Origin of the sequence: Mycoplasma cottewii (genome assembly GCF_024918975.1) — a bacterium.
GTDB classification, from domain to species: domain Bacteria; phylum Bacillota_I; class Bacilli_A; order Mycoplasmatales; family Mycoplasmataceae; genus Mycoplasma; species Mycoplasma cottewii.
On sequence record NZ_CP103424.1, the window covers coordinates 258,408 to 271,998 of the forward strand.

At 33.3% G+C, this 13,591-nt stretch carries 10 protein-coding genes and 2 rRNA genes; all 12 read left to right on the plus strand.

The window, feature by feature from the left end; genetic code table 4:
- Nucleotides 1-4 precede the first annotated feature (4 nt).
- The 12 genes from NX779_RS01115 (at nt 5) to NX779_RS01170 (ending at nt 13,530) form a co-directional block, all read left to right on the plus strand.
- Nucleotides 5-655 (plus strand): NAD(P)H-dependent oxidoreductase, encoded by a 651-nt coding sequence (locus NX779_RS01115; RefSeq protein WP_259430376.1) that lies wholly within the window; start codon nt 5-7, stop codon nt 653-655.
- Nucleotides 656-784: 129 nt separating this feature from the next.
- Nucleotides 785-1,279, plus strand: coding sequence for a ribosome maturation factor RimP (gene rimP, locus NX779_RS01120; RefSeq protein WP_042733176.1), 495 nt, complete (start codon nt 785-787; stop codon nt 1,277-1,279).
- Between the two features lie 8 nt (nt 1,280-1,287).
- A complete protein-coding gene (gene nusA / locus NX779_RS01125; protein ID WP_259430377.1) occupies nt 1,288-2,805 on the plus strand; it encodes a transcription termination factor NusA in 1,518 nt (505 codons plus the stop codon).
- Nucleotides 2,786-3,067: an RNase P modulator RnpM gene (rnpM, locus tag NX779_RS01130; protein ID WP_370873693.1), complete on the plus strand. Its 282-nt coding sequence runs from the start codon at nt 2,786-2,788 to the stop codon at nt 3,065-3,067. Before nusA ends, rnpM begins: the two co-directional genes overlap by 20 nt.
- On the plus strand, nt 3,054-3,353 hold the full coding sequence (locus NX779_RS01135; protein WP_004427881.1) for a L7Ae/L30e/S12e/Gadd45 family ribosomal protein: 300 nt from the start codon (nt 3,054-3,056) through the stop codon (nt 3,351-3,353). The genes rnpM and NX779_RS01135 overlap by 14 nt, the downstream gene beginning before the upstream one ends.
- 24 nt (nt 3,354-3,377) lie before the next feature.
- On the plus strand, nt 3,378-5,243 hold the full coding sequence (gene infB / locus NX779_RS01140) for a translation initiation factor IF-2 (RefSeq protein WP_259430378.1): 1,866 nt from the start codon (nt 3,378-3,380) through the stop codon (nt 5,241-5,243).
- 87 nt (nt 5,244-5,330) lie between these two features.
- Nucleotides 5,331-5,765 (plus strand): hypothetical protein, encoded by a 435-nt coding sequence (locus NX779_RS01145; RefSeq protein WP_259430379.1) that lies wholly within the window; start codon nt 5,331-5,333, stop codon nt 5,763-5,765.
- Between the two features lie 14 nt (nt 5,766-5,779).
- The gene (locus NX779_RS01150; protein ID WP_259430380.1) at nt 5,780-6,283 is read left to right on the plus strand and encodes a dUTP diphosphatase; all 504 of its coding nucleotides are present in this window, start codon (nt 5,780-5,782) and stop codon (nt 6,281-6,283) included.
- A 12-nt stretch (nt 6,284-6,295) separates the two neighbouring features.
- A complete protein-coding gene (locus tag NX779_RS01155) occupies nt 6,296-7,063 on the plus strand; it encodes a TrmH family RNA methyltransferase (protein WP_259430381.1) in 768 nt (255 codons plus the stop codon).
- Nucleotides 7,064-7,161: 98 nt separating this feature from the next.
- A complete protein-coding gene (locus NX779_RS01160) occupies nt 7,162-8,577 on the plus strand; it encodes an NADP-dependent glyceraldehyde-3-phosphate dehydrogenase (RefSeq protein ID WP_259430382.1) in 1,416 nt (471 codons plus the stop codon).
- A gap of 297 nt (nt 8,578-8,874) precedes the next feature.
- Nucleotides 8,875-10,398, plus strand: a 16S ribosomal RNA gene (locus tag NX779_RS01165).
- Nucleotides 10,399-10,622: 224 nt separating this feature from the next.
- Nucleotides 10,623-13,530 (plus strand): 23S ribosomal RNA (locus NX779_RS01170).
- Together the 16S and 23S rRNA genes form the textbook arrangement of a ribosomal RNA operon.
- The last annotated feature ends 61 nt before the right edge of the window (nt 13,531-13,591 follow it).

A 13,591-nucleotide genomic window follows, 5' to 3' on the forward strand; every position in this document is an offset into this window, starting at 1 on the left:
AATTATGTCAAATATAAGTGTAAAAGATTTAATGTTAAATAGAAAAAGTGCGAGAGATTTTGATACTACTAAAAAAATATCTGATAAAGATTTAGATGAAATATTAACAGCAACTAGAATGACACCAAGTGCTTTTAATTTAATGAATTTAAGATTATTAGTTATTGATTCAGAATCACAATTAAAATCACAATTAATTCCATTGTTTTATAATCAAAAAAACTTTATTAATGCTGATAAATGTATTTTATTTGTTTCAGATAAATCTAATAAAATTTTAAATCATACTATTGATAAAACTATAAGTTCAATTTTTTCAAAAGAACAAGAAGAAATCGCTGAAAAATTTAGAAACAACGTTGTTAATTCAACAACTATGTTAGCAAAATATAATGAATTAGATAATTGAAGTAAAACAACAGCTCATATTGCAAGTGGAGTTGCTACAGTGGCTGCCGCTAGTTTAAATATTGATTCATGCATTATGGGTGGGTTTAATGCTAATCAATTAAATGAAATATTAATTGAAAATAATTACTTAACTAGTGATGAACAAGTGGTTTTAGCGATGGTTTTAGGTTATGTTAATCCTAATATCATTCCTAAAGCAAAAATAAGAATTGATGAAAAAGAATTCGTTACTTTTGTTAAATAAATTACAGATTAATTTTTATTGAAAAATCATAAAAAAACTATACAATTAATATTGTATTAGAATAAATATATAGCGTAAGCAAGGTGTCTAATACCTTGCTTTGTTTTATTATTGACCTATAGGAGAACTATGAAAAAATTTAGTGTTGTAAAATCAAAAATTCAAGAAATTGTAAATAAAGAATTAGAGAAATTAAATTTAGAAGTTTATCAAATAAACAATCATCGTGAATTTGATGGTGATGTTTTACAAATTCTAGTACAAGATATTTCAAAAGCTAATAAAGGTTTGGATTTTGATACTATAGTTAAAGCTAATGAAGTAGTTTCGGATGCTTTAGATCAATTAAACGAAATTGATGAACCTTATTTATTAGAAGTTGCTAGTGCTGGAATTGAAAAAGAAATTAGAACTTGTCAAGAACTAGAAAAAGCAATAAATGAATATCTATTTGTTCAATTAAATTCTCAACAAAAAAACGTTTTAGAGTTTTCAGGACATTTAGTTAAATATGATTCTGATTCAAATAAATTTGGATTTGAATTCTTTGTAAAAGGTCAAAAAAAGAAAATTGAATTATCATGAGAAGATATTAAATTTGTAAGATACGCAATCAAATTTTAGGAGAAATTATGTTAAGTGGAAATGAATTATTACAAGCAATAAAATTAATAGAACAAGAAAAAAACATAGATAGAGAAGTTATCATTTCAGGTATTAAAGAAGGATTACAAAAAGCTTATGAAAAATTCTTTGATACAGATGCTGTTGTTAGAGTAGATTTTGATCAAACAACTGGAAACATTTCTATGTATCAAGAATTAACAGTTGTTGAAGAAGTTGATGATGATTGATTAGAAGTTTCACTAGATGAAGCTTTAGTTAAAAATCCTGATGTTAAAATTGGTGATGTTATTTTAAAACCTATTGAATTTAATGAAGAATTTTCAAGAATGATAATTAACCAAGTTCGTCAAATTTTCCAACAAAAAATACGTGGTGCTGAAAGAGAAAAAATCTATGAAAAATTCATCAGTTTAGAAGGTGAAATTGTTCAAGCAAAAGTTACAGGTATGAATAAAGAAGGAAGTTATGTTTTAGATATCGAAGGAACTACTTCTTATTTATGAAAAAATAAATCAATTAATAATGAAACTTTTGAAATTGATCAAATCATTGATGTATATATTGAAACAGTAGAAAAAGAAAGTCGTTTATCTCAATTAATTGTTTCAAGAACTAGTCCTAACTTTTTAGCTAAATTACTTGAAAGAGAAGTTCCTGAAGTTAGAATGGGAATAATTGAAATTAAAGCTGTTAGCCGTGAACCTGGAAAACGTGCTAAAGTTGCAGTTGTTTCAACAAATGAAAACATTGAACCAATTGGATCAATTGTTGGAGTTGGTGGATCAAGAATTAACAAAGTAAGTGATGAATTAAAAGGTGAAAAAATAGATGTTGTTAAATGAGATGAAGACATGAAAACGTTTATTATAAACGCAATGTCACCAGTAAAAGTAATATCTGTAAATAATGTAGATGGTGAATATGATATAGTTGTTCCTAACCAACAACTTTCACTAGCTATTGGAAAACAAGGAATAGCTGCTAAATTAATTGCTAATTTAGTTAAAACTAAAGTTAATATTTATTCTTTATCAAATGCTTTAAATGATAATATTGATATTTTATGAAATGGAAACATTACTAAAGAAGAAGTTGAAAATAATATTTTCTCAACAGAAAGAAATGTTGTAAGACAAGCTCAAAACAACAAAATTAGTAACACAAAACCAAATAATATCTCTAAAAAACAAAATCATAAAGAAGACTTTATTGACTTAGAAGCTCTACAAGCTTTCCAAGCTGAAGTTACAAAAGAATTAGCTGAAGAAGAAATTCAAACTGAAATTATAAATGATGATATTAATCTTGAGCAATCAATTTCAGTTTCTCAACCTGTTAGTCAAGAAGTTGAAGAAGTTGAACAAGTTGAAGAAGAACAAGATTCAATTTTCGATCAAGAACCAGATATCGATGAAATTAATGCTAATTTAGAAGCATTTAACGAAGCATTAAATGAATTTGATGATGAAGATATTGATGATGAAGATGACACAATAGAAGATTATGACAAATACTATGAATAGTTCTCATCAAAGTTTAAGAAAAGAAATTGTAACATCTGAAATGCTACCAAAAAAAGACTTAATTAGAGTAGTTAAAAATAAACAAAACGAAGTATTTATCGATCCTACTCAAAAAGCTAATGGTAGAGGTGTTTATATTAAATCTGATCTAAGTCATGTTGAAATTGCAAAGAAAAAAAATTTACTTTCTAAAAGTTTAAGAACTAAAGTTGATCTTGTTATCTATGATCAATTAGAAGAATTTATAAATGCAAAAAAATAAATTATTAAATGCAATTGGAATGGCTTATTCATCAAGAAATTTAACAACTGGATCTAAATTATTAGATCAAATAAAAGAAAATAAAATTGAACTTGTAATTATTTCTTCAGATATGGGATTAAGTCAAAAAAAGAAATTTATAGATAAATGTAATTCTAGAAATATTGAATATATTTCTGATTTGATAACAAAAGAAGAATTATCAAAAGCATGTGGTAAACCGATGGTAGTTGCTGTTGGATTAAAAGATCCTAACTTTATTAAATTAATAAAATCTACACTATAACTTCACAAGAAAGGATGTGTTTATATGGCAAAAAAAGAAAATAAAATTATTAAAAAACAAGAAGCACAAAAACATACCAAAAATATTAAAAAACAATTAAAAGAAGAAGTAAGCACCGGGTTAATTGATGGAGTATTTGTTTTTACTGAAACATTAACTGTAGCTGATTATGCTAGTCAAATTAACAAATCAGTTTCTGATATTTTAAAACACTTTTTCAATCAAGGTATTTTATTAAATCAAAACGCAATGCTAACAGAAGAACAAATGGGAGAACTAAGTTTAGAGTTTGGTTTTGACTTTAAAAAAGAAGCTTCAGTTACTAAAGAAAATATTTTAGAAACTTTATTAGAAGTTGAAGACAAACCTGAAGATCTAAAAGAAAGAGCTCCAATTGTTACTATTATGGGTCACGTTGATCATGGTAAAACAACATTATTAGATTCAATTAAAAATTCAAATGTTGTTGATACTGAAGCTGGAGGAATTACTCAAGCAATTGGTGCTTATCAAATCACTGTAAAAAATGGTAAAAAAATTACATTCATCGATACTCCAGGACACGAAGCATTTACTGAAATGAGAAGTCGTGGAGCTAATGCAACTGACATTGTAGTTTTAATTGTTGCTGCTGATGATGGAGTTATGCCTCAAACTGAAGAAGCTATCGACCACGCTAAATTAGCAAATGTTCCTATTGTAGTTTTTGTTAACAAAATTGATAAGCCAGGTGCAGATCCGAATAGAGTTAAAATCGAATTAATGAATTATGGTTTAGTTGCTGAAGAATATGGTGGAGATATTCCATTTATTGAAGGTTCAGCAAAACAAAAAATTAATTTAGATAAATTAGAAGAAACTATTCTTTTAATCGCTGAATTACAAGGATTAAAAGCTAACCCTAACAAATTTGCTTCTGGAGTTGTTTTAGAAGCTCACTTAGACAAAGCAAAAGGTCCTGTTGCTTCGGTTCTAGTTCAACAAGGAACATTAGAAATGAGAGATATGGTTGTTGCTGGAGCTACATTTGGAGCGATTAAACGTATTGAAGATGAATATAAACACAAAGTATTAAGAGCTGAACCTTCAAAACCAGTTGTGCTTTATGGACTTAACCAAGTTCCAAAAGCTGGAGATAAATTTATCGTTTTACAAGATGAAAAAATGGCTCGTGAAATTGCTGAAGCATATTTTGCAAAACAACAAAACGCAGAAAGACAATCAAGACAAAGTTTTGGACTAGAAGCTATTAAAAAACATATCGATGATGGTGATTTAAAAGCAATTAACTTAATTGTAAAAGCTGACACTCAAGGAAGTGTAGAAGCATTAAAAGGTTCATTATCAAAAATTAATATTGAAGGAGTAAAAATAAATATTGTTAGAGCTTCAGTTGGTGCTATATCATTATCAGATATTAGTTTAGCTACAACTATTAAAGATGGTTTAACGATCGTTTATGGATTTAACGTAAGACCAGATGCTACAGTTAGAAAAAAAGCTGAAGAAGATGGAATTGAAATTAGATTACATAATATTATTTATAAATTAATTGAAGAGCTTGAAGATGCTGCTAAAGGTATTTTAGATCCTAAATTTAAAGAAGTTGTGTTAGGACAAGCTGAAGTAAGAGCGTTATTCAAACACTCAGACATTGGAACTATTGGTGGATTTTATGTAACTGATGGAGTTATTCCAAGAAATGCAAAAATTCGTGTTTTAAGAAATGGTGTTGTTGTTTATGATGGAGAAATTAACTCATTAAAACACGCAAAAGAAGACACTAAAGAAGTAAAACAAGGATTTGAAGGTGGATTAACTATTAAAAACTTTAACGACATCAAAGAAGGAGATGTCTTTGAAACTTATAAATTAGAGCAAATTAAATAGATAATATTTTTAAAGATATGTTATGTATTTACATTTAGTAAGTAAAATATTATTATATGTGCATTAAAAAAAGAAAGGAAATAACTTATGAACGAACAAATGACAAACGAACAAATGACAAACGAACAAATGATGTTTGAACAATTCAAATCTAAAAAACCAAAAAAAATATCAGATCTTTATAAAACAGGAGTAATGCTTAGTTTAATTTTAGGATGCTTTGGATCACTAGGTGGAATAATTTATATTATTACTACAATACCTATCTTGTTAGATCTTGCTACAACTCCAGATATTGATCCGGCTTTAACATCAGCTAAAATATTTCCAGTAGTTATTATTGCATTCTTTTCTGTTGCGTTTATACCATATATAATTCTGGTTGCATTAGGTTTAAAATCACTAAAACAAAAAACATATAAATATAGAGTAATTATGAGTGTTCTATCAATTATGTTTGGATTGCTTTTAGGTATTATTGCTGGAGTGTTAATGTTAGTAGCTGAACGCGATAACAATTAATTAAAAGGAGAAAAATGTTAGATAATAAAACATTATTATGATTAAGTGAAAAACAAACTAAATTAGATTCATATATTTCTAATAAAAAACAATTTATTGTTGATGATGAAATATTGAATAAAAAAATTATTGCTTTTCTAGTTGAATTAGGTGAATATGCTAATGAAGAGAGAGTATTTAAATACTGATCAAACAAAAAAGAAGCAGAATTATCAGTTCAATTAGATGAATATATTGATTGTATTCACTTTTTAATAAGTATCGGAAATCAAATGAATTATGATTTTAATAAATTTGAATATCAAAATTTAATGTTTAAAAACAATATAGATGCTTATTTTAATATAGTTAATAAATTAGCTAATTTTATAAATAATAAAAATCAAACAACATATGCTGATTTATTAAATTCATTTTTAAATATTTGCTCTGTTAAAAATTACAGTCAAAAAGAAATAATGGATGCTTATAATATTAAAAATGAAATTAATTTCAAAAGACAAGATAATAATTATTAGAAGGTAAACTTTATGGAAAAAATAACTTCTACAACAAATCCAAAAATTAAAGATATTTTAAAACTTAAAGACACTAAACACCGTAATAGTAAAAAACTATTTATAGTTGAAGGTTTTCATATGGTTTTAGAAGCTTATAATCATAAGATTATCAAAACTTTACTAGCAACAGAAAAAGCATTAAGTGTTTTAAAAGATGAAATACCTAATATTGATGAAGTAATTGAAATATCATCAAATGTAGCTAAAAAACTTAGTGACACAACAACAAGTCAAGAAGTTTTTGCAGTATGTAGTATGGATGAAGATCCAATAATTGATTTAGAAAATGATATTTTATTATTAGATCACGTTCAAGATCCGGGTAATTTAGGAACATTAATTAGAAGTGCAGCAAGTTTTAATTTTAAAACTATTATAGCTTCACCAAATAGTGCAGGATTTTATAATCAAAAAGTGTTGCGTTCAACTCAAGGTAACTTATTTAAAGTAAATTTATTTAATGAATACTTAATTAAAGTTATTAACATATTACATGAAAATAATTACATTATAGTTGGAACATCACTTCATCATAATGCAAAACCATTGCAAAAAATCAAATTCGATTCAGATGATAAATATGCATTAATTATTGGAAATGAATCTAAAGGGATAAGTCCTGAACTTTTAAACTTAATTGATGTTAATGTTAAAATTGAAATGCAAGAAGATGTAGATAGCTTAAACGCTGCTGTTGCTGGTTCAATTATCATGTATGAAATTAATAACGCTAAATAATTCAACTCATTAGAGTTGTTTTTTATTTAAATAAATAGATATAGAAATATAAAGCAAAACTTTTTATATAATTTTATATAAGAGAACGGAGGATGTTTATGTATAAATTTAAAACACTTATTAATGGTGAGTTATTTGAAAATAATAAAGAATTAGAAATAATTAACCCTGTTGATAATTCTATTGCTGGAACTGTTCCTAGTTTAACAAAACAAGACATAGATAATGCTTTTAAAAGTGCTAAACAAGCTCAAAAACAATGAGAAGAAACTGATTTAGATAAAAGAATTGAAATTCTAAATAAATGAAAAGATTTAATTAATGAAAATAAAGAAGAATTAGCTCAAATCATTATGAGTGAAATTGCTAAACCTTATAAAGAATGTTTAACTGAAGTAATTAGAAGTGTTGAATATATAGATCAAACTTTTATAGAAGTTAAACAATTAAAAACTTTAATTATTGATGGCGCTAAATATGGCGCTAAAAATAAAATTGGTACATTTATGAGAGTTGCAAAAGGAGTTGGAGTAGCAATTAGTCCTTTTAACTATCCAATCAATTTATCATTAGCAAAAATCATTCCAGCATTAGTTACAGGAAATACTTTAGTTTTTAAACCCGCCACTCAAGGAAGTTTAATTGGAGCTAAACTAGGTGAACTAGCATATAAAGCAAATCTACCTAAAGGAATCTTTAATGTCGTTACAGGACGTGGTCGTGAGATTGGTGATGAAATAATTACAAATAAATTAGCTGATTTTATTTCATTTACAGGAAGTGTTGAAGTAGGTAAAAGATTACTTGAAATTAGTTCAACAAAAGATGTTGTTTTAGAACTAGGTGGAAAAGATCCGGCTATTGTTTTAGATGATTATGATCTAGAAAAATATGCAAAAGAAATAGTTTCAGGTGCTTTTAGTTATTCTGGTCAAAGATGTACAGCAATTAAAAGAGTTATTACAACAGATGAAATTGCTGATAAATTAATTGATATTTTAAAAACTAAGATTGAAAAATTAACTGTAGGTTTACCTAAAGATAACGTTGATATTACTTGCTTAATAGATAATAAGTCTGCTGATTTTGTTTGAGATTTAATTAATGATGCTAAAAATAAAGGTGCAAAAATTATAACTGGAGATAAAAGAGAAAATAATTTAATCTATCCTACACTTGTTGATCATGTAACAACTGATATGAAATTAGCATGAGAAGAACCTTTTGGTCCAGTTTTACCTATTATTAGAATTAATTCAATTGATGAAATGATTAAAGTTGCAAATGACTCTAATTTCGGACTACAAGCAAGTATTTATTCAAATAATTTAGATAAAGCTTTAAAAATAGCTAATAAACTTGAAGTAGGAACTGTAAATATTAATGGTAAATCTCAACGTGGTCCTGATGTATTTCCTTTCTTAGGAGTTAAATATTCTGGATTTGGTGTTCAAGGTATAGTTGATACATTGTTATTTTCAACAAGATATAAAGGTATTGTTATAAATAATTAGTATTTAAGCTATATTTAATATATTATTTAAGTCTTTCTGAAGTGCTCAGAAGACTTATTTTTTTATAATTTGAAAAATTTTAAAATTTTTTAAAAAAACACTTGTATTAATAAAATAATAAAGATATACTTATTTTTGTCGTTAAGAGATAAAGAAAAAACGATACGATCTTTGAAAACTAAATAGAACAAATTATTGTACAAATCTTGTCAAAAAGATGAATTTGAGTAATACAAAATACTTATATTAAAACAATAATAAAATAGTCAGAATCTAACTTAATTTATAAAACAATTTTAAAATGAGAGTTTGATCCTGGCTCAGGATAAACGCTGGCGGCATGCCTAATACATGCAAGTCGAACGGGGGTGCTTGCACCCCAGTGGCGAACGGGTGAGTAACACGTATCTAACCTACCTCATAGCGGGGGATAACTTTTGGAAACGAAAGATAATACCGCATGTGAATCTTATTATCGCATGAGAAAAGATTGAAAGGACCGTTTGGTTCACTATGAGATGGGGATGCGGCGTATTAGCTAGTAGGTGAGGTAATGGCTCACCTAGGCGATGATACGTAGCCGAACTGAGAGGTTGATCGGCCACATTGGGACTGAGATACGGCCCAGACTCCTACGGGAGGCAGCAGTAGGGAATTTTTCACAATGGACGAAAGTCTGATGAAGCAATGCCGCGTGAGCGATGACGGCCTTCGGGTTGTAAAGCTCTGTTGTAAGGGAAGAAAAAATAGAGTAGGAAATGCCTCTATATTGACGGTACCTTACCAGAAAGCCACGGCTAACTATGTGCCAGCAGCCGCGGTAATACATAGGTGGCAAGCGTTATCCGGATTTATTGGGCGTATAGGGTGCGTAGGCGGTTTTGCAAGTTTGAGGTTAAAGCCCGGAGCTCAACTCCGGTTCGCCTTGAAAACTGCATTACTAGAATGCAAGAGAGGTAAGCGGAATTCCATGTGTAGCGGTGAAATGCGTAGATATATGGAAGAACACCTGTGGCGAAAGCGGCTTACTGGCTTGTTATTGACGCTGAGGCACGAAAGCGTGGGGAGCAAATAGGATTAGATACCCTAGTAGTCCACGCCGTAAACGATGAGTACTAGGTGTTGGGATTATCTCAGCGCCGCAGCTAACGCATTAAGTACTCCGCCTGAGTAGTATGCTCGCAAGAGTGAAACTCAAAGGAATTGACGGGGACCCGCACAAGTGGTGGAGCATGTGGTTTAATTCGAAGCAACACGAAGAACCTTACCAGGGCTTGACATCCAGTGCAAAGCTATAGAGATATAGTGGAGGTTAACATTGAGACAGGTGGTGCATGGTTGTCGTCAGTTCGTGCCGTGAGGTGTTGGGTTAAGTCCCGCAACGAACGCAACCCTTGTCGTTAGTTACTAACATTAAGTTGAGGACTCTAACGAGACTGCTAGTGTAAGCTAGAGGAAGGTGGGGATGACGTCAAATCATCATGCCCCTTATGTCCTGGGCTACACACGTGCTACAATGGCTGGTACAAAGAGTCGCAATCTCGCGAGGGGGAGCTAATCTCAAAAAGCCAGTCTCAGTTCGGATTGAAGTCTGCAACTCGACTTCATGAAGCCGGAATCACTAGTAATCGCGAATCAGCTATGTCGCGGTGAATACGTTCTCGGGTCTTGTACACACCGCCCGTCACACCACGAGAGTTGGTAATACCAGAAGTGGGTAGCTTAACCGCAAGGAGAGCGCCTCCCAAGGTAGGACTGGCGATTGGGGTGAAGTCGTAACAAGGTATCCGTACGGGAACGTGCGGATGGATCACCTCCTTTCTATGGAGATAAAACATTTATTATTGACTATTTTAGTTCTATTTAGTTTTCAGGGATTGTATAAATCTCTGAAAATGATTGTTCTTTGAAAACTGAATATTAGATGAAATGCAATTTTCTGATTATAACAACATATAATTAGATAATTATTACGAAATTATTCGTAATGACATCAAAACAATTAACTAAAATTAATTGAGTTACAAATTGCTAGAAAGATTTTCTAAAAAAATAGTAAGGGCATATGGTGAATGCCTTGGAAAATGGAGCCGAAGAAGGACGTGATTACCTGCGAAAAGTCTGGGGGAGCTGGAAGTAAGCTGCGATCCCGGAATGTCCGAATGGGGAAACCTAACATGATTTATCTCATGTTATCTATAAGTGAATACATAGCTTATAAGAAGGGAACCTAGGGAACTGAAACATCTTAGTACCTAGAGGAAAAGAAAATAATAATGATTCTGTTAGTAGTGGCGAGCGAACGCGGAACAGGCCAAACCGCTCTACGGGGCGGGGTTGTAGGACTTTTGTTAGAGTTACAAAGTTATTGTATAGTAGAAGCTATTGGGAAGTAGCGGCATAGAGGGTGATACCCCCGTATACGAAATGCAATGACCTCGAGAAAGTATCCTGAGTACGGCGAAACACGTGAAATTTTGTCGGAATCTGCCAAGACCACTTGGTAAGCCTAAATACTACCATTTTACCGATAGTGAACCAGTACCGTGAGGGAAAGGTGAAAAGCACCCCGAGAGGGGAGTGAAAGAGATCCTGAAACCATATGCTTACAAGAAGGTAGAGCCCGTTAATGGGTGATACCGTGCTTTTTGTAGAAAGAGCCGGCGAGTTACTATTGCATGCGAGGTTAAGTCGATATAGATGGAGCCGTAGTGAAAGCGAGCCTTAATAGGGCGTTTAGTATGTAGTAGTAGACACGAAACCGGGTGATCTAGCCATGAGCAGGTTGAAGTTAGGGTAAAACCTAATGGAGGACCGAACCAGTATTCGTTGAAAAGACTTTGGATGACTTGTGGCTAGCGGTGAAATTCCAATCGAACCCGGAGATAGCTAGTTCTCCCCGATATATCTTTAAGGATAGCGTTATGTGAATTGTTGTGGAGGTAGAGCACTGAATCTATGATGGCTGCACCTAGCGGTACTGATTAGAATTAAACTCCGAATGCCATAACTTGTGCATAGCAGTCAGAACATGGGTGATAAGGTCCATGCTCGTGAGGGAAACAGCCCAGATCGTCAGCTAAGGTCCCTAAGTGTAAACTAAGTGTGTAAGGATGTGGAACTGCACAGACAGCTAGGATGTTGGCTTAGAAGCAGCCATCATTTAAAGAGTGCGTAACAGCTCACTAGTCGAGTGATTCTGCGCCGAAAATGTACCGGGGCTTAAGTTTACCACCGAAGCTACGGATTGTACGCAAGTACAGTGGTAGGGGAGCGTTCCAAGGGCGATGAAGTCAGACCGTAAGGACTGGTGGAGCGCTTGGAAGTGATTATGCCGGCATGAGTAACGTTTGGAAGTGAGAATCTTCCATGCCGTTTGACCAAGGTTTCCTGGGCAAGGTTCGTCCACCCAGGGTTAGTCAGGACCTAAGGCGAGGCCGACAGGCGTAGTCGATGGACAACAGGTTGATATTCCTGTACCAGTTAATTAGTGATGGAGTGACGGAGAAGGATAGTATATCCCGGGCGCTGGTTGTCCCGGGCTAAGCACAAAGACGGCAACATTGGCAAATCCGTGTTGTATTAACGTTGAAGTGTGATGGGGAGTGAACGGTTCGCCTAGTAACGAAGTATATGACTCCACGCTTCCAAGAAAAGCTTCTAACATTAATAATTAACTGCCTGTACCTAGAACGAACACACGTGGTCAAGGAGAAAATCCTAAGGCAAGCGAGATAACTGTAGCTAAGGAACTCTGCAAAATAACTCCGTAACTTCGGAAGAAGGAGTGCTCATCTTTGATGAGCCGCAGTGAAGAGGGAGGGGCAACTGTTTAACAAAAACACAGCTCTCTGCTAAGTCGCAAGACGATGTATAGGGGGTGACACCTGCCCAGTGCCGGAAGGTTAAGAGGAGAAGTCAGCGCAAGCGAAGCTTTGAATTGAAGCCCCGGTGAACGGCGGCCGTAACTATAACGGTCCTAAGGTAGCGAAATTCCTTGTCAGGTAAATTCTGACCCGCACGAAAGGTGTAATGATCCCTTCGCTGTCTCGGCTGCAGACTCGGTGAAATTTTAGTACCGGTGAAGATGCCGGTTACCCGCAACTAGACGGAAAGACCCCGTGGAGCTTTACTATAACTTGATATTGAAATTTGGTGTAACGTGTAGAGGATAGGTGGGAGACTATGAGACCAGGACGCCAGTACTGGTGGAGTCAACCTTGGAATACCACCCTCGTTACATTGGATTTCTAACTTCGACCCGTTATCCGGGTTAAGGACAGTGTCTGGTGGGTAGTTTGACTGGGGCGGTCGCCTCCCAAAAAGTAACGGAGGCGCTCAAAGGTATCCTCAGTATGGTTGGAAATCATACATAGAGCGCAAAGGTAGAAGGATGCTTAACTGCGAGACTTACAAGTCGAACAGATACGAAAGTAGGACTTAGTGATCCGGCGGTCCCGAGTGGAAGGGCCGTCGCTCAACGGATAAAAGTTACCCCGGGGATAACAGGCTTATCTCCCCCAAGAGTTCACATCGACGGGGAGGTTTGGCACCTCGATGTCGGCTCATCGCATCCTGGAGCTGTAGTCGGTTCCAAGGGTTGGGCTGTTCGCCCATTAAAGCGGTACGCGAGCTGGGTTCAGAACGTCGTGAGACAGTTTGGTCCCTATCTGTTGTGGGCGTAGGAAAATTGAAGAGAGCTGTTCCTAGTACGAGAGGACCGGAATGGACGCACCCCTGGTGCTCCTGTTGTCACGCCAGTGGCATAGCAGGGTAGCTATGTGCGGACAGGATAATCGCTGAAGGCATCTAAGCGAGAAGCCCCCTTTAAGATGAATTTTCCCATTCGTAAGATGTAAGATCCCATGTAGACCACATGGTTGATAGGATGGATGTGTAAGCGCTGTGAGGCGTTAAGCTAACCATTACTAATAGATCGAGTGAATTTTTAGAAAATGCAATTTATAACAATACATTTCAAGCTAGTATTCAGTTTTCAAAGAACAATCCAAAA